The organism is Pseudoduganella lurida (genome assembly GCF_007830455.1).
GTDB classification, from domain to species: Bacteria; Pseudomonadota; Gammaproteobacteria; order Burkholderiales; family Burkholderiaceae_D; genus Rugamonas; species Rugamonas lurida.
Window position 1 is genome coordinate 20,837 of sequence record NZ_VLLB01000003.1, and the last position, 16,481, is coordinate 37,317.

At 66.1% G+C, this 16,481-nt stretch carries 14 protein-coding genes; 6 read left to right on the forward strand and 8 right to left on the reverse strand.

All coding sequences use genetic code 11. The features are described from left to right. Positions 1-6: 6 nt before the first annotated feature. On the reverse strand, positions 7-672 hold the full coding sequence (gene hda, locus IP91_RS09605; RefSeq protein ID WP_145649250.1) for a DnaA regulatory inactivator Hda: 666 nt from the start codon (positions 670-672) through the stop codon (positions 7-9). Positions 673-885: 213 nt separating this feature from the next. Here hda and purM point away from each other — a divergent pair, with 213 nt between their 5' ends. The 3 genes from purM to hepT are packed head-to-tail and all read left to right on the forward strand — an operon-like array spanning position 886 to position 2,770. Beyond that, positions 886-1,929: a phosphoribosylformylglycinamidine cyclo-ligase gene (gene purM / locus IP91_RS09610; protein ID WP_145648765.1), complete on the forward strand. Its 1,044-nt coding sequence runs from the start codon at positions 886-888 to the stop codon at positions 1,927-1,929. 3 nt (positions 1,930-1,932) lie between these two features. After that, the gene (gene mntA, locus IP91_RS09615) at positions 1,933-2,352 is read left to right on the forward strand and encodes a type VII toxin-antitoxin system MntA family adenylyltransferase antitoxin (protein WP_199754568.1); all 420 of its coding nucleotides are present in this window, start codon (positions 1,933-1,935) and stop codon (positions 2,350-2,352) included. Next, on the forward strand, positions 2,339-2,770 hold the full coding sequence (gene hepT, locus IP91_RS09620; RefSeq protein ID WP_145648766.1) for a type VII toxin-antitoxin system HepT family RNase toxin: 432 nt from the start codon (positions 2,339-2,341) through the stop codon (positions 2,768-2,770). The genes mntA and hepT overlap by 14 nt, the downstream gene beginning before the upstream one ends. A 22-nt stretch (positions 2,771-2,792) precedes the next feature. On the opposite strand, the gene IP91_RS09625 is transcribed toward hepT, so the two are convergent. The 7 genes from IP91_RS09625 to IP91_RS09655 form a co-directional block, all read right to left on the reverse strand. Then, on the reverse strand, positions 2,793-4,007 hold the full coding sequence (locus IP91_RS09625; RefSeq protein WP_145648767.1) for a 6-phosphofructokinase: 1,215 nt from the start codon (positions 4,005-4,007) through the stop codon (positions 2,793-2,795). A gap of 36 nt (positions 4,008-4,043) precedes the next feature. Next, positions 4,044-6,047 carry an alpha/beta hydrolase family protein gene (locus IP91_RS09630; RefSeq protein WP_229474211.1) on the reverse strand — a complete coding sequence of 668 codons (2,004 nt, stop codon included), beginning with the start codon at positions 6,045-6,047 and terminating at the stop codon, positions 4,044-4,046. Between the two features lie 13 nt (positions 6,048-6,060). Then, the gene (locus IP91_RS09635; protein WP_145648768.1) at positions 6,061-8,067 is read right to left on the reverse strand and encodes an alpha/beta hydrolase family protein; all 2,007 of its coding nucleotides are present in this window, start codon (positions 8,065-8,067) and stop codon (positions 6,061-6,063) included. Between the two features lie 91 nt (positions 8,068-8,158). Continuing rightward, entirely contained in the window at positions 8,159-10,201 is a 2,043-nt protein-coding gene (locus IP91_RS09640) for a sodium:solute symporter family protein (protein WP_145648769.1), read from the reverse strand. Continuing rightward, complete coding sequence (locus IP91_RS09645; RefSeq protein WP_145648770.1) at positions 10,198-10,449, reverse strand: DUF4212 domain-containing protein; 252 nt, start codon at positions 10,447-10,449, stop codon at positions 10,198-10,200. The genes IP91_RS09640 and IP91_RS09645 overlap by 4 nt, the downstream gene beginning before the upstream one ends. Beyond that, positions 10,439-11,956, reverse strand: a complete 1,518-nt coding sequence (locus tag IP91_RS09650; RefSeq protein ID WP_229474213.1) for a sensor histidine kinase — start codon at positions 11,954-11,956, stop codon at positions 10,439-10,441. Before IP91_RS09650 ends, IP91_RS09645 begins: the two co-directional genes overlap by 11 nt. A gap of 12 nt (positions 11,957-11,968) precedes the next feature. Beyond that, positions 11,969-12,661: a response regulator gene (locus IP91_RS09655; RefSeq protein WP_145648771.1), complete on the reverse strand. Its 693-nt coding sequence runs from the start codon at positions 12,659-12,661 to the stop codon at positions 11,969-11,971. A gap of 140 nt (positions 12,662-12,801) precedes the next feature. Here IP91_RS09655 and recA point away from each other — a divergent pair, with 140 nt between their 5' ends. The 3 genes from recA (at position 12,802) to sucC (ending at position 16,473) form a co-directional block, all read left to right on the forward strand. Continuing rightward, positions 12,802-13,878 carry a recombinase RecA gene (recA, locus tag IP91_RS09660; RefSeq protein WP_145648772.1) on the forward strand — a complete coding sequence of 359 codons (1,077 nt, stop codon included), beginning with the start codon at positions 12,802-12,804 and terminating at the stop codon, positions 13,876-13,878. A 307-nt stretch (positions 13,879-14,185) separates the two neighbouring features. Beyond that, positions 14,186-14,656 (forward strand): recombination regulator RecX, encoded by a 471-nt coding sequence (gene recX, locus IP91_RS09665; RefSeq protein WP_145648773.1) that lies wholly within the window; start codon positions 14,186-14,188, stop codon positions 14,654-14,656. 647 nt (positions 14,657-15,303) lie between these two features. Then, positions 15,304-16,473 (forward strand): ADP-forming succinate--CoA ligase subunit beta, encoded by a 1,170-nt coding sequence (gene sucC / locus IP91_RS09670; protein WP_145648774.1) that lies wholly within the window; start codon positions 15,304-15,306, stop codon positions 16,471-16,473. The last annotated feature ends 8 nt before the right edge of the window (positions 16,474-16,481 follow it).

Genomic DNA, 16,481 nt, shown 5'->3' on the forward strand with positions numbered 1-16,481 from the left:
GGGCTTTCATTCCCTCTCAGCCTGCAGCCACTCGCGCAGCAGGGGCAGGGTGATCGGGCGTTGCGTTTCCAGGGAATATTGGTCGAGCGAGTCCAGCATCGAGGACAGCGAGCGCATGTCGCGCCTGAAATGGGACAGCAGGTAGGGTAACACGCCGGGCGACAGCGTCAAGCCGCGGCTGGCTGCGGCCTGGGACAGGGCGGCCACCTTGTCGTCGTCCGACAGGCCGTGCAGCTGGTAGATCAGGCCCCAGCCCATGCGCGTGCGCAGGTCCTCGCGCACCGGCAGCACGGCCGGCGCCACGGCGCCGCTGCACACCATCCAGGCGCCGTTGGCGCGGATCTCGTTGAACAGGGCGAAGGCATCGATCTGCGCGACCGGGGAGAGCTTTTCGCAATCGTCGAGCAGGTACAGGTCGACCTCGGGCGAATAGACGAATTCGGACTCGATCGAGAACGGCGAGATGAAACGGGCCCGTTCGGTGCTGGCCAGGGCCTTGAGCAGGTGCGTCTTGCCGGCGCCGATCTCGCCCCACAGGTAGGCGAAATGCTCGCGCGACGCCCGCGTGGCGAACTGGCGCATCAGGGCCGCCACCTCGGCATTGCCGCCCACCTCGAACGATTCGAGCGTGTGCACCGGCTCGGCGCCCAGGTCCAGCACCAGCTGTTTCATGGGCATTGCCCCGGCATCCAGGCCATTTGCATCGTCTTTTCGCTCATCACGTCATGCATTATAAAAGCTCGTTGCGGTCAGGGGAGGGCATGAAGGGGGCGGTGGCGACGAAAAAGGGATTCGGCAGGGGTGTTTTGCTAAAATAGCGGACTTGCTGCCGAAAATGCAGCATCCGCCTTTCATTTTACTCTACCGCCTCCGCCGCGAAAAACCATGAGCCAACCTTCCAGTGTATCCCTGTCCTACCGTGACGCCGGCGTCGACATCGACGCGGGCGATGCCTTAGTCGAAGCGATCAAGCCATTTGCCAAGCGCACGCTGCGTGAAGGCGTGATGGGCGGCATCGGCGGTTTTGGCGCACTGTTCGAGATCAGCAAGAAATTCAAGGAACCGGTGCTGGTGTCGGGCACGGACGGCGTGGGCACGAAGCTGAAGCTGGCCTTTGAACTGAACCGTCACGATACGGTGGGCATCGACCTGGTGGCGATGAGCGTCAACGACATCCTCGTGCAGGGTGCCGAGCCGCTGTTCTTCCTCGACTATTTCGCCTGCGGCAAGCTCGATGTGCCGACCGCCACGGATGTCATCAAGGGCATCGCCCAGGGCTGCGAACAGGCCGGCTGCGCGCTGATCGGCGGCGAGACGGCGGAAATGCCGAGCATGTACCCGGCCGGCGAATACGACCTGGCCGGTTTTGCCGTCGGCGCGGTGGAAAAATCCAAGCTCATCGACGGCAAGAAGATCGCCGCCGGCGACGTGGTGCTGGGCCTGGCCTCGTCCGGCGCGCACTCGAACGGGTACTCGCTGGTGCGCAAGATCATCGAAGTGGCCAAGCCGGACCTGGAAGCCGATTTCCACGGCCGCAAGCTGGCCGACGTGCTGATGGCACCGACCCGCATCTACGTGAAACCGCTGCTGGCACTGATGGAATCGATGGAAGTGAAGGGCCTGGTGCACATCACCGGTGGCGGCCTGGTCGAGAACATCCCCCGCGTGCTGCAGGATCACCTGACCGCCGAGCTGGATGGCAAGTCGTGGACGATGCCGCCGCTGTTCCAGTGGCTGCAGCAGCACGGCGGCGTGGCCGACGCGGAAATGCACCGCGTCTTCAACTGCGGCATCGGCATGACGGTGATCGTCTCGGCCGAGAACGCGGATGCCGCCATCGCCCAGCTGACGGCGGCCGGCGAGACCGTCTCGCGCATCGGCACCATCCGCGCCCGTGGCGAGGGCGAGCACCAGACGGTCGTGGTGTAAGCCATGACGACCCGCCTGCCGGAAGAGCGCATCGTCGCCTTTTTGCAGGCGGCGTTGCAGCAGCCCCCTGAGCTGCTGGGCGTCTGGCTGTTCGGCAGCCAGGCCAATGGCCATGCCAATGCCGGCAGTGACGTCGACCTCGCCGTTCTCGTTGCGGGGAAGGTAGATACCGTGCGGCTGTGGGAGGTGGGCCAGGCGCTGGCCACTGAACTCGACCTGGACGTGGATTTGCTCGACCTGCGCGCCGCGTCCACCGTCACGCAATACCAGGTCATCACGACGGGCCGGCGGCTTTGGCAGAAAGATGCCCAGGCGGCGCTGTACGAGAGTGCGATCCTCAGCGACAAGACCGAACTCGATGCGGCACGCCGGGAACTCCTGATGGAAGTTCGCGAACAGGGAAGGGTGTATGGCAAGCCCTGAATCCGACGACGTCATCCTGAACAAGGTCGCAACGATCGAGCGTTGTGTGGGACGGGCGCGCGAGGAATACGCAAAAGACCCCACCACCTTCGCGACCGATTTCACGCGCCAGGATGCCGCCATCCTGAACATCCAGCGTGCCTGCGAAGCGGCACTCGCTTGTGGCCAGCATGTCATCCGCCGCGAGCGCCTCGGTATTCCGCAAAGTTCGCGCGATGTATTTCGCTTGCTGGCCGACGCCGGCTGGATCGACCCGGCGTTGTCCGGCACGATGCAGAAAATGGTCGGCTTCCGCAATGTCGCGGTCCATGATTATCAAACGCTGCAGTTGTCGATCACGGTCGCGGTCATTCGCGATCATCTCGATGACTTCCTGGGCTTTACGCGGCAGATGTTGTCACGCTCGTCGCCTGCGTAGCGGACGGCTTGTGCGTTGATCATCACGGCCGCAAGATCTTCTCCACCCGTGCGCAGCGCAACCGGAACGCATCCGGCATCCCCGCACCCAGCAAGGGCCGCAGGTACAGGCGGAACGCATCCGTCACGTCCGTGCCGGAAGGGGCGATGAATTCGTCTTCCATCACGCGCGTCCTGCCCGCCACGTCGGACAGCGGCAGCAGCGCGTAGTCGGCCGAGTAGAAGCCGGTGCGGCGGATGGCCACGGAGCCGTCGCGGTCGCCCCAGAACGCGTACTGCACGGCCTTCTCGCCCACCTCGCGGGCTTCGCGCTGGTCCACGTCCGACACGCAGCCGATGAAGGAGCGCTGCAGGTAGCCGAATGTATCGCCGCGCACGCGCTTGATGCCCAGCTTGGCCTTGATCTCGTCGCACAGCAGGTCGGCCAGCGCGCCCGTGCCGGAGAGCTGCACATTGCCGTGCGCATCCCGTTCCACCGAGTCGGCCAGCAACGTGGCGATCGGGGCGCCGCCGGCATCGTGGATGCCTTCCGAGACGGCGATCACGCAGCGGCCGTGGCGCTCGTAGGTGGCTTTCACATCGGCCAGGAAGGCCTCCAGCGAGAACACCCGCTCGGGCAGGTAGATCAGGTGCGGCCCGTCGTCCGGGAATTTCTTGCCGAGGGCCGCGGCGGCCGTGAGGAAGCCCGCGTGGCGGCCCATCACCACGCCCACGTACACGCCCGGCAGCGCGGCATTGTCCAGGTTCGCGCCGGCGAAGGCCTGCGCCACGAAGCGCGCGGCGGACGGGTAGCCGGGCGTGTGGTCGCTGCCCACCAGGTCGTTGTCGATCGTCTTCGGGATGTGGATGGCGCGCAGCGGATAGCCTGCGGCCTGCGCCTGTTCGCTGACGATGCGCACCGTGTCCGAGGAGTCGTTGCCGCCGATGTAGAAGAAGTGTTCGATCTCGTGCGCGCGCAGCACGTTGAAGATCTCGGCGCAGTAGTTCGCGTCCGGCTTGTCGCGCGTGGAGCCGAGCGCCGACGACGGCGTGGCCGCCACCAGCTCCAGGTTGTGGCTCGTCTCCTGCGTCAGATCGACGAAGTTCTCGTCGACGATGCCGCGCACGCCATGCAGGGCGCCATAGACGCGGGTGACATCGCGGAAGCGCCGCGCTTCGAGCGCCACGCCCACCAGCGACTGGTTGATGACGGCGGTGGGACCGCCTCCCTGTGCTACCAGGATTCTGCCGGAGCCCATCATGCCTCCCGTCGCGAAGTGGAAAGAACGCCCAGCTTACTCCGCTTTCCTGTCCACGCTGCCGGGACCGATATGCCGGTCCAAAAATTTCTCCACGCGGGTCCAGAAATCGAAGCGGTTCTTCGGCAGTTTCCAGCCGTGGCCCTCTTCGGGGTATTCGACCCACTCGACGTCCTTGTTGGTGGCGGCCACCGCGTCGCGGAAGCGGATGCCGTGGGCGCGCGGCACGCGTTTGTCGGCGCCGCCGTAGGCCATCAGCAGCGGCTGGCGCAGGCGGCTGGCCTGCTCGACGGGCGAGGTGGCTTTCAGCTGATCGGCGTCCTTTTCGGGGTCGCCGATCAGCTGCGGCATGCCGTACTTGATGTACTGTGCCGGCAGGTCGGACCAGTTGAACCAGCCGCCGTCATACATCAGCCGGATGTCCGTCACGCCCACCCAGTCGATGCCGCAGCGGTACAGGTCCGGGTCGCGGATCAGTCCCATCAGCGTGGCGTAGCCGCCGTAGCTGGCACCGGCAATGCAGATGCGCTTCGGATCGGCGATGCCTTCCGCGATGGCCCAGCGGGTGCCGTCGGCGATATCGTCCTGCATCGCCAGGCCCCACTGCTTCATGCCGGCCTGCATGTGCTTCAGGCCATAGCCGGTGCTGCCGCGGAAGTCCGGTTCCAGCACGGCATAGCCGCGCGAGGCGAGGAACTGGTTGTCCGCCGACCAGCCCCAGGTGGCGCCGCGCACCCACGGGCCGCCGTGCACCAGCACCACCATCGGCAGCTTGTCGCCCCGCCTGGCGCCATGCGGCAGCGTGAGGAGTGCCGGAATCTCCAGGCCGTCGCGGGCCTGGTAGCGCACCATCTCCTGCCGGCCGCTCCGTGCCGCATCGATCCGGGCATTGGCCTGGCCGACGGCGTTCAGCTTGCCCGTCTCGCGGTTGTAGACGAAGTAGACGGCCGGCTGGATGTCGGCATAGGTGGTCACCAGCACGAACGGCGTGGCGGGCCGGCGCGGCAGCTCGATCAGGTTGACCATGCCGGGCAGCTTCGCATTGACGGCCGCCTGCAGCGCCTTGTTCTCGGCATCGAACCATTCGGTGTCCTGCACCTCGCCCTGGTAGCGCACGCCCACCAGCTTGCCGTTCGCCTGCAGCAGCCGGCCGGAGAAGTCGTAGCCCTTCACGCTGAACCATGGCTGCGGATTGACCTTGCCGGTCGCCAGGTCGAACGTGTGGATGGCGGTCTTGTCGCTGTCGTGGCGGGCCGCCACGTGCAGCGTGCCGTCGCCGACGAAGGCCAGCGGCGTGAAGCCGCCGGCGCTGGCGATCCACGCATCGAAGGTGGTGAGCTTGCGCCACTGGTCCTTTTCCAGCAGCCAGATGGTGTGCTTGCCTTCCTCCAGCGTGAGGGCCAGGCGCGGTTCGCCCTTTTCGTCCAGCACCCAGCGCTGCACGTCGCCCGGCTGGCGCACGCCGGTACTGCGGCCGGTGCGCGTGTCGAGTTTCAGGAGCTGCATCGAGCGCACGCTGCCGTTGCTCTCGAACGCAGCGCTCTGCACGTACACGGTATCCCCATCCTGCGCGCCGGCCTGGGGCAGCATGTAGGTATGCCAGGGCAGCATGCGCGCCACCGCTGCGTTGGTGATGAAGTTGTTGCGGCGCTGCGCCAGCTGGCGGAAGTTCCTGCCGTCGCGGTCGACCGCGAACAGGCCGGGCGCCGACTGCACGTCGCCGTGCGCCACGTCCTTGTCCGTCACGTCGAACAGCAGGCGCTCATCGCTGATCCAGCGGAAGTTGCCGATGTCCGCATCGCTGAACGCGGCCACCGCGGCCACCTGCAGCGTGGCCAGGTCCACCACGCCGAGCCGGTCGCGGCCGCCCGGTGCGCTCACCTTCGCGGCGATGTACTGGCCGCTGGGCGAAAGCAGGGCGCCGCCGAACGTGGAATTGTCGAAGAAGTCCTGCACGGGCGGCGGTGCTGCGATGGCCATGCTGCCGGCCAGCAGGGCAACGCAGACGAGCAGGGAACGCAGAAGTGCGAGAGGCGTCACGTGATGTCCTTTCTTATCGGTTGCCGATCTGGCGGCCTAGGAACCGTTCGACGCGGGTCCAGAAGTCGACCTGGTTGGCCGGCGTGCTCCAGCCGTGGCCTTCGGCGTCGTACACGATCCATTCCACGTCGCTGTTGTGGGCGCGGATCGCATCGCGCAGGCGGGTGCCGTGCTGCAGCGGCACGCGCAGGTCCTCGCCGCCGTAGGCCATCAGCAGCGGCTTGCGGATGCGCGCCGCCTGCTCGATCGGCGAGGCGGCCTTCAGCTGCTCGGCATCCTTGACGGGGTCGCCGATCAGCCGCGGCATGCCGTACTGGCGGTACTGGCTGGACATGTCGTCGATCACGCTCCAGGCGCCCGTGTACATCAGCTTCAGGTCCGTCACGCCGGCCCATTCGACGCCGCAGCGGTACAGGTCGGGGTCGCGCACGAGTCCCATCAGCGTGGCGTAGCCGCCATAGCTGGCGCCGGCGATGCACACGCGCTGCGGATCGGCATAGCCCTGCGCGATGGCCCAGCGGGTACCGTCGGCGAGATCGTCCTGCATCTTCCGGCCCCATTCCTTCAGGCCGGCCGTGAAGTGGCGGCTGCCGAAGCCCGTGCTGCCGCGGAATTCCGGCTGCAGCACCAGGTAGCCGCGCGACGCCAGGAACTGTGCCTCGGCATTCCAGCCCCACTCGGCGCCGCGCACCCACGGGCCGCCGTGCACCAGCACCACCATCGGCGCGCGGGACGGCTTGTCCACCCCCGCGGGCAGCGTCAGCAGGGCGGGGATCGGCAGGCCGTCACGCGCCGCATAGCTGGTCCACTGCTGGCGGCCCATCTGTGCGGCGCGGATCCGCTCATGCCTGGCGCCCGCCTTGTTCAGCTGGCCGGTCTGGCGGTGGTAGACGTAATAGACGGTCGGCTGCACATCCGAGTAGGCCGTCACCAGCAGGTTCGGCGCATCGGGCTGGCGCGGCACGTCGATCAGGTTGATCGTGTCCTGCAGCTTGCCATCCACGTCCGCCTGCACCGCCTTCATGGCCGGATCGAACCATGCCGTGCCCCAGGTATCGGTGAGATAGCGGATGCCCAGCAGCCGGTCGGCATTGGCGATCAGGCGGCCCTGGAAATCGTGGCCCTCCACCTGCATCACGGGCTCCTTGGCTACTGCGCCGGTGGCGGTGTCGAGCGTGTAGACGGCCGTGTGGTCGCGGCCCTGCGCGCTCACCACGTACAGCTTGCCGTCCGGGCCGAAGTCCAGCGGCGCGAACCGCCGCCGGTCCGCCCCGAAGGCGGCATATTTCGTCAGCACGCGCCATGGGCCGGTGGCGCTGTCGCGCAGCCAGTACACGCGCTCGTTCTTCTCCGTGGACGCGGCCAGGCGCGGTTCGCCGCGCTGGTCGAGCAGCCAGAAGTCGGCAGCGGCGGGCCGTTCCACCAGCGTGGTGCGGCCGTTTTCCGTGTTCAGGCGCAGCAGGTCTTCGGAGCGGTACACGCCGGTATTGTCGAAATGCGCGTCGAGCACATAGGCGAACGCCGAATCCTGCCGGCCCATCTGGCCCAGCATGAACGTGTGCCACGGCAGCAGCTTGATGCCGCCGTTGGTGGCGCGGCCGTTCGTGATCACGCCGCCGCTGCGGTCGGCGAGCTGGCGGAAGTTCTTCCCGTCGCGCGACACCGTGTACAGCCCGGGACCGAACTGGCGGTCGCCCGGCGCCAGGCGCCTGTCGGTGGAATCGAACAGCAGCTGGTCGTCGTTCAGCCAGCGCACCTTGCCCACATCCGCATCCGGGAAACTGGCGACGAGCTGGCCTTTGTTGTCCAACAGTGCGATGACGGCCAGCGCGTCGCGCCCGACACGCGAGCTGACCAGCGCCGCCAGGTAACGGCCGCTGGGCGACAGGGCGGCGCCGGAGAAAGACGAATCTTCGAAGAAGTCGGCGGCAGGCGGCAGGCCGGCCGATGGTGCGGCAAAGACGGGCAGGCAGGCGCCCGCTGCCAGCACGGCGGCCAGCAGCAATGAACGGATCGGCATTACAGGATGGGGGAACGCGGAAAAATGTGGGCCATCGAAATTAACACATCCACAACACCCGCTTTCTCACCAAATGTAACGCCAGGAAACTTTATTTTGGCGGTTCGGGGGTGCGCAGATGGCGGATGAGCGCCTGCGAGCGGGCATCGGGCGCGGGCGTGACGAGGCTGACGAGCACCAGCGCCGCCAGCCCGGCCGGCACGCCGAACACGCCGGCCGAAATCGGCGCGATGTCGAACCACTGCGCTGCCGCGCTGCCGCCTAGGACCGGGTTGGTATGCAGCATGTAGTACTGGCAGACGCCGAAGCCCGTGGCCATGCCGGCCAGCGCGCCGAAGCGGTTGGCGCGCGCCCAGAACACGCCCATCACCAGCACCGGGAACAGCGTCGACGCCGCCAGCGAGAACGCGGCGCCCACCAGCGACAGGATATCGCCCGGTTTCGTCGAGGCCGAATACGCGGCCACGAAGGCCACGCCCAGCAGGATCAGCTTCGAGATTGTCACGCGCTTCTGCGTGGAGGCTTTCGGGTCCACCACCTTGTAGTACACGTCATGCGACAGCGCGTTCGAGATCGCCAGCAGCAGGCCATCCGCGGTGGACAGCGCTGCCGCCAGGCCGCCCGCGGCCACCAGGCCGGAGACGACATACGGCAGGCCGGCGATCTCCGGCGTGGCCAGCACCAGCACGTCCCCATCGATGGCGATTTCGGCCAGCTGCACGATGCCGTCGCCGTTGATGTCGGTGATGCTGATCAGCGGATTGGCGCGGTCCACGCTGGCCCAGTACGACACCCAGGTGGGCAGCTCGGGGAAGCCGCTGCCCACCAGCGCGCTGTACACATCGTATTTGACGAGCACGGCCAGCGCGGGAATCGTCAGGTAGATCAGCAGGATGAAGAACAGCGTCCAGAACACGGAGACGCGCGTTTCGTTCACGGAAGGCGTGGTGTAGGCGCGCATCAGGATGTGCGGCAGGGCCGCCGTGCCCAGCATCAGGCACAGTGCCAGCGCCAGGAAGTTCTTCCGCTTGATGTCCGACTGCTCGGGCGTGGCGGCGGGGAAGGGCTGCGCGTGCGGCGTGATGGGACGGGCGCGGCGCAGGTTCTCGTCGCGCCCGGCGCGCCACGCGGTGACGGCTTCCTCGGCGTTCTTCGGATAGGCGATCAGCGCCCGTTCGGCGGCGCGGATCTCCAGCAGCGAGGCATTGCGCAGCCGGACGCTCTCCAGGTAGTGCTGCAATTCCGCGCGGCCCGATTCCCAGGAATTGGGCAGGCCGTCCAGCCGCTGCTGGAACTGCGCGGCGCGCTGGCGGAAGATGTCGCGCACCGCCAGCTCCTTCGGGTCCGCCGTCAGCTCCGCCTCGCGGGCCGAGATCTGCGGCAGCAGCTTGCCGTACGCGACCTGCGGAATCGGATTGCCGCTGTGCTTGGCCGACAGCCACATGGCCGGCATCAGGAAGGCGACGAGGATGATGATGTACTGCGCCACCTGCGTCCACGTAATGGCGCGCATGCCGCCCAGGAAGGAGCACACCAGGATGCTGGCCAGGCCCAGGAAGATCCCGACCGAGAAATCGACGCCCGTGAAGCGCGAGGCGATCAGTCCGACGGCATAGATCTGCGCGACCACGTACGTGAAGGACACCACGATCGTGGCGGCCACGCCGAACAGCCGCACGGCGCGGCCGTTGCCCGGGCCGCCGTAGCGCTCGGCCAGGAAGTCGGGAATCGTGTACTGGCCGAAGCGGCGCAGGTAGGGCGCGATCAGCAGCGCGACGAGGCAGTAGCCGCCGGTCCAGCCCATCACGTAGGCCAGGCCGTCGAAGCCGTGCAGGTACAGGCCGCCGGCCAGGCTGATGAAGCTGGCCGCCGAGATCCAGTCCGCCGCCGTGGCCATGCCGTTGAACAGGGCCGGCACGCGGCGGCCCGCCACGTAGTATTCGGCCACGTTCGACGTGCGCGACAGCACGCCGATCGCGGCATACAGCACGATGGTGGCGAACATGAACATGTAGCCGATCCACACGCGCGGCATGCCTTCCTGTTCCAGCAGGCCGATCGACAGCAGGAAGGCGCCGAAGCAGGCGGTGAACGTGAGGTAGTAGCGCGACAGGCGCTGGAAACGGGTCGTCATGGGTTGGTGTGCCGGTCCATGCGGCGCATGCGCCACACGTAGAAGCCGATGATGGCCAGATAGACCAGCGAGGCGCCCTGCGCGGCCAGGTAGAACGACAGGGGCCAGCCGAAGATCGTGAGCCCCGCCAGTTCGCGCGCGAAGTACACGGCGCAGAAACCGGTGGCGAGCCAGACCAGCAGCAGCCAGGCCGTCAGCCGGCGCGTGGCTGCCCAGTAGTTGTCAACCCGGGGCTGGTCAGAGTCCATGCAGGAGGTCCTCGTCGGTATCGTGGTCGGCCGGGCGGGGCGGGAAGGTCAGCCGGAACAGGCTGCCCGGATACTTCGGCTGCGTGGCGCGCGGGTTGCTGAAGATGTCCACTTCGGCGCCGTGCTGCTGGGCGATCTCGCGCACGATGGCCAGGCCCAGCCCGCTGCCCTCGGCGCTGCTGCCGAGGATGCGGTAGAAGCGCTCGAACACGTGCAGGCGTTCGGCCGGCGGAATGCCGGGACCGGTGTCTTCCACCTCCAGCACGGTCGTCTCGCCGCCGCGCACCCGCACCGTCACGCTGCCGCCGGCCGGCGTGTAGCGCAGCGCGTTGTCGATCAGGTTCGACAGCAGCTCGCGCAGCATCACGGGATTGCCGGCGATGAGCTGCGCCTGCGAGGTGGCCTCGTAGCCCAGGTCGATGCGGTAGTTGAAGGATGCCGGCACCCAGTCGCGCACGGCGTTGCGGGCCACCTCGGCCAGGTCTAGCGGTTCGAAGCCGGCCGAACCGGCAGCCGGCTGGTTCTCCGCGCGGGCCAGGGCCAGCAGCTGGTTGACGAGGCGGGTGGCGGCCTCGGAACTTTTCGCCAGCTGTTCCAGCGAGCGGTGGATCTCGCCCTGGTCGGTCTGGCGCAGGGCGAGTTCCGACTGCATGCGCATGCCGGCCAGCGGCGTCTTCATCTGGTGCGCCGCATCGGCGATGAAGCGCTTCTGCATGTCGATCGACTGCGACAGCCGGCCCAGCATCTCGTTCAGCGAGCGCACCAGCGGCGTGATCTCTTCCGGCACCTGCGTCGGCGCGATGGGGGACAGGTCGTCGCTGCGGCGCGCGCGGATGCGTTCCTGCAGCTCGGCCAGCGGCAGCAGTCCTCGTGAAAGAGCGAACCACACGAGGGCCAGCACGATGGGCAGGATGATGAACTGCGGCAGGATCACGCCCTTGATGATCTCGTTGGCCAGCTTGGCGCGCTTTTCCAGCGTCTCGGCCACCTGCACGAGGGCCAGCCGGGCCGGGCGGCGCGCATTCTCTTCCAGATTCACGTAGGCGTAGGCGATGCGGATCGGCGTGCCGTGCAGGTTATCGCTGCGAAAGCGCACGGCGCCGGGATGGGCGGCGTCGTCCTCCGGCTGCGGTTCGGGGCGGGGCAGGTCGCGGTCGCCGTCCACGTGGCGGCCCTGCGGCCCCACGATCTGGAAGTAGACGCTGTCCACGTCGTCCGCCCGCAGGATGTCGCGCGCCGCGCCGGGCAGGCTCTGCACCAGCTGGCCGTTCACCTCGCGCACCTGCTGGGCCAGCACGGTGACGGAATCCTCCAGCGCGTGGTCGAACGGCTGGTTGGCGATCGACTTGGCAACGAGGTAGGTGATGGCGATGCTCATGGGCCACAGCAGCAGCAGCGGGGCCAGCATCCAGTCGAGGATCTCGCCGAACAGCGAATGCTGGATCTCGCCCTGTTCCTCCGGCGCGGCGTTCCAGCCTTCCGCCTCGTCCGGCGCAGTGTCGTTCACTGAGCGTTCACTTCACTTCGCTTCGGCCACGGCCGCGCTGGCGTATTTCTCGAGGCAGTAGCCAAGGCCGCGCACGGTGGCGATGCGCACGCCGCCCACTTCGATCTTCTTGCGCAGGCGGTGCACATAGACCTCGATGGCGTTGTTGCTCACTTCCTCGCCCCATTCGCACAGGTGATCCACCAGCTGCTCCTTCGAGACGAGGCGGCCGGCGCGCGCCAGCAGGATCTCCAGCAGGCCCAGCTCGCGGGCCGACAGGTCCAGCATCTGCTCGTTGATGTAGGCGCTGCGGCCCACCTGGTCGTACGTCAGCGGGCCGTGCCTGACCACCGTGGAGCCGCCGCCCTGGCCGCGGCGGGTGAGGGCGCGCACCCTTGCCTCCAGCTCGGAGAGCGCAAAGGGCTTGGCCATGTAATCATCCGCCCCCAGATCCAGTCCGTTGACGCGCTGTTCGACGGAATCGGCGGCGGTGAGGATCAGCACGGGCAGCAGGGAGCCGCGGGAGCGCAGGCGGCGCAGAACTTCCAGGCCGGACAGTTTGGGCAGCCCCAGGTCCAGGATCAGGAGGTCGAATTCCTGGGTGGACAGGGCGGTATCGGCCTCCTGGCCGTTCTGGACACAATCGATGGCATAGCCGGACTGGCGCAGGGAGCGCGTCAGGCCATCGGCCAGGACGCTGTCATCTTCGGCTAGTAAAATACGCATGTTGGCAGTTCGGCAAAGGTGAATTTCATTGTACTCAAAAGTGCGAGCCACCCCGAAAAAAGTACTGTGGGCGCTTGCACAAAGTACTGGATGGATGTACAGTATCGATTGAAACGAACAGATTAAAAGGCGAAGAGATCATGGACGACAAGAAAGCGGCAGTACCTGCATCCGAAAAAGCCAAGGCGCTTGCCGCAGCGCTGGCTCAGATTGAAAAGCAGTTCGGCAAAGGCTCCGTCATGCGCATGGATTCCAGCGCGCCGCTGGAGGAAGTGCAGACCGTGTCGACGGGCTCGCTGGGCCTGGACATCGCGCTGGGCGTCGGCGGCCTGCCGCGCGGCCGCGTGGTCGAAATCTATGGTCCTGAATCGTCGGGTAAAACCACCCTCACGCTGCAGACCATCGCCGAAATGCAGAAGATCGGCGGCACCTGCGCGTTCATCGACGCGGAACACGCGCTGGACGTGACCTATGCCCAGAAGCTGGGCGTGAACCTGCACGAGCTGCTGATTTCGCAGCCGGACACGGGCGAACAGGCCCTGGAGATCTGCGATGCGCTGGTGCGTTCCGGCTCCGTGGACCTGATCGTCATCGACTCGGTGGCAGCACTGACGCCACGCGCCGAAATCGAAGGCGACATGGGCGACTCGCTGCCCGGCCTGCAGGCCCGCCTGATGTCCCAGGCGCTGCGCAAGCTGACCGGCACGATCAACCGCACCAACACGCTGGTCATCTTCATCAACCAGATCCGCATGAAGATCGGCGTGATGTTCGGCAGCCCGGAAACCACCACCGGCGGTAACGCGCTGAAGTTCTACGCCTCCGTGCGCCTGGACATCCGCCGTACCGGCTCCATCAAGTCCGGTGACGAGGTGATCGGTAACGAAACGAAGGTGAAGGTCGTCAAGAACAAGATCGCGCCGCCGTTCAAGGAAGCGCACTTCGACATCCTGTATGGAGAAGGCACGTCCCGCGAAGGCGAGATCATCGACCTGGGCGTGGAAGCGAAGATCGTCGAGAAATCGGGTTCGTGGTACAGCTATAACGGCGACCGCATCGGGCAGGGCAAGGACAATGTCCGCACCTACCTGAAGGAGCGTCCGGCGCTGGCCCGCGAGATCGAGAACAAGGTCCGCGCCTCCCTCGGCGTGCGCGAACTGCCGCCAACCGCGGCGGTGCCGGAAGAAAAGGCGCCGAAGCTGAAGGCGGTCGACTGATCGACCGGTGGATGAAGGCGGGCTGATGCTCGCCTGCTGGATGATCAGTCTGCTGGATGATCAGTCCGCAGGTTGCATCGGCCCGCTGGATGCATCAGGCCACTGGATGCATCAGGCCACTGGATGCATCAGGCCACTGGATGCATCGGCCCGCCCGCTGCATCCAGCCATCCACCGGCTGGCCCGTACGGCAGCCCGGCGCTGCGCAGCAGTAAAATGATCGCCACCGACCGCTTTGCGGCGGTGGCGATTTGTTTTGGTGGCCCCTTTCGCGGCTGCCGTGATCCACGAAGATGTCGACCGACCCATGCGAGCACCTCCCCTCAGCCTGAAAGCCCGCGCGCTGCGCCTGCTGTCCACCCGCGAACACAGCCGCCTGGAAATGACCCGCAAGCTGTCACGGCACGCGGAAGAGGGCGACGACGTGCCGGCGCTGCTGGACTGGCTGGAGAAGAACAAGTGGCTGTCGCAGGAGCGCTTCTCCGAATCGCTGGTGCACCGCCGCTCGGCCCGCTACGGCAATGCCCGTATCCTGGCCGAGCTGCAAAGCCACGGCATCCAGGGCGAGGCCGTGCAGGAACTGAAGGCGGGCCTGGTGGAAGACGAAGTGGCGCGCTGCTGCGAAGTGTGGCGCCGCAAGTACGGCGGCAAGATTGCCGAGGATGCGGAAGGGCGCTCGAAGCAGATGCGCTTCCTGATCCAGCGCGGCTTCTCGCAGAAGGCGGTGCGGGCCGCGATGAAGGGTTACGATCCGGAAGAAGAGTTCGGTTCGTTCTGACGTGCCGCCCCGCTACGACCCCCTACGGCCCGCCACAGATAGTTGTTTCCTTGATATCCGATATTCATGCCGCGATGGTCTGCCAGCGGTACCGGTCCCTCGTCGGACAGTCCTGTCCGATAAAAAAATCAGCAAATCACATTGCTATCCTAGCCCTGTCCTGTGTGCTACACTTTTGTGGTTTTATGCAGCACCGCGGGTGCGGTGGTTGTCCGTAGAAGCTGCGGCAACGTACTTTGTTCTGTACATGGCTGCTTACTAATTTGGCCGCGCAAGCGGCATCGGTGTTATGTCCCTGTCCAATCCAGTTTCCCGACGTGCGCTCCGCCATACGCGCGCCATCGCCGTCCAGGCGCTTGCGCCGCTGGACGGCCCGTGGAACTGCGGCGCGCGCATCACCCCTATTAAAGTCCACGACACCCTGCCGGCTTCCCGCTCCACCGCGAGCGGACAGCCACGGCATGCTCTCCCGAAGATCTCCCGCGCCAACCTGATGAATGCCTCCTCTCCTGCCGGAGCGCGAGGCTTTGCCCGGTTCTACCCATGCTGGGCGGTTCACGCCGCCACGACAGCCCAGGTGCCGCACGACTGAAACAGCAGCATTTTAAAAAACCCATTTCATATTCAGTAACAGAAGGGAAGCCAGCATGAAGATCCATGAGTATCAAGGCAAAGAAATCCTCCGGAAGTTCGGAGTGACGGTTCCGCGCGGCATTCCATGCCTGTCCGTGGACGAGGCAGTCAAGGCTGCTGAAACCCTGGGTGGCAAGGTATGGGTCGTCAAGGCGCAGATCCACGCCGGTGGCCGTGGCAAGGGCGGCGGCGTGAAGGTCGCCAAGTCGCTGGAGCAGGTCAAGGAATACGCCGACCAGATCCTGGGCATGCAGCTGGTAACCCACCAGACCGACGCAAACGGCCAGAAAGTGCGCCGCCTGCTGATCGAAGAAGGCGCCGACATCCAGAAGGAACTGTACGTTTCGCTGGTGACCGACCGAGTGTCGCAGCGCGTCGTGCTGATGGCATCCTCCGAAGGCGGCATGGACATCGAGGAAGTCGCCGAATCCCACCCCGAGAAGATCCACAACGTGATCATCGATCCGGCCACCGGCCTGACCGACGCGGATGCCGACGATGTCGCCCGCAAGATCGGCGTGCCGGAAGCGTCGATCGCCGATGCCCGCGCCAACCTGCAAGGCCTGTACAAAGCCTACTGGGAAACGGATTCGTCGCTGGCTGAAATCAACCCGCTGATCCTGACCGGCGAAGGCAAGGTCATCGCCCTGGACGCCAAGTTCAACTTCGATTCGAACGCGCTGTTCCGTCATCCGGAAATCGTTGCCTACCGCGACCTGGACGAAGAAGATCCGGCCGAAGTGGAAGCGTCGAAATTCGACCTGGCCTACATCTCCCTGGACGGCAATATCGGCTGCCTGGTGAACGGCGCCGGCCTGGCCATGGCCACGATGGACACCATCAAGCTGTTCGGCGGCGAGCCCGCCAACTTCCTGGACGTGGGCGGTGGTGCCACGGCCGAGAAAGTGACCGAAGCCTTCAAGATCATGCTGAAGAACCCGGGCCTGAAAGCCATCCTGGTGAACATCTTCGGCGGCATCATGCGCTGCGACGTGATCGCCGAAGGCGTGATCACCGCATCGAAGGCAGTCTCCCTGAAGGTACCGCTGGTCGTCCGCATGAAGGGCACCAATGAGGACCTGGGCAAGAAGATGCTGGCCGACTCCGGTCTGCCGATCATCGCTGCCGACACGATGGAAGACGCAGCGAAGAGCGTTGTTGCCGCTGCTGCCGGTCAAGCTTAATTAAGGAA

Excerpts from the sequence above, each read along its gene's own strand:
- purM (WP_145648765.1), top strand. The coding sequence starts at position 886 with ATGAGCCAACCTTCCAGTGTATCCCTGTCCTACCGTGACGCCGGCGTC.
- hepT (WP_145648766.1), top strand. The coding sequence starts at position 2,339 with ATGGCAAGCCCTGAATCCGACGACGTCATCCTGAACAAGGTCGCAACG.
- IP91_RS09640 (WP_145648769.1), bottom strand. The coding sequence starts at position 10,201 with ATGACGACCCGTTTCCAGCGCCTGTCGCGCTACTACCTCACGTTCACC.
- IP91_RS09625 (WP_145648767.1), bottom strand. The coding sequence starts at position 4,007 with ATGGGCTCCGGCAGAATCCTGGTAGCACAGGGAGGCGGTCCCACCGCC.
- IP91_RS09635 (WP_145648768.1), bottom strand. The coding sequence starts at position 8,067 with ATGCCGATCCGTTCATTGCTGCTGGCCGCCGTGCTGGCAGCGGGCGCC.
- hda (WP_145649250.1), bottom strand. The coding sequence starts at position 672 with ATGAAACAGCTGGTGCTGGACCTGGGCGCCGAGCCGGTGCACACGCTC.
- IP91_RS09645 (WP_145648770.1), bottom strand. The coding sequence starts at position 10,449 with ATGGACTCTGACCAGCCCCGGGTTGACAACTACTGGGCAGCCACGCGC.
- recA (WP_145648772.1), top strand. The coding sequence starts at position 12,802 with ATGGACGACAAGAAAGCGGCAGTACCTGCATCCGAAAAAGCCAAGGCG.
- recX (WP_145648773.1), top strand. The coding sequence starts at position 14,186 with ATGCGAGCACCTCCCCTCAGCCTGAAAGCCCGCGCGCTGCGCCTGCTG.
- sucC (WP_145648774.1), top strand. The coding sequence starts at position 15,304 with ATGAAGATCCATGAGTATCAAGGCAAAGAAATCCTCCGGAAGTTCGGA.
- mntA (WP_199754568.1), top strand. The coding sequence starts at position 1,933 with ATGACGACCCGCCTGCCGGAAGAGCGCATCGTCGCCTTTTTGCAGGCG.
- IP91_RS09655 (WP_145648771.1), bottom strand. The coding sequence starts at position 12,661 with ATGCGTATTTTACTAGCCGAAGATGACAGCGTCCTGGCCGATGGCCTG.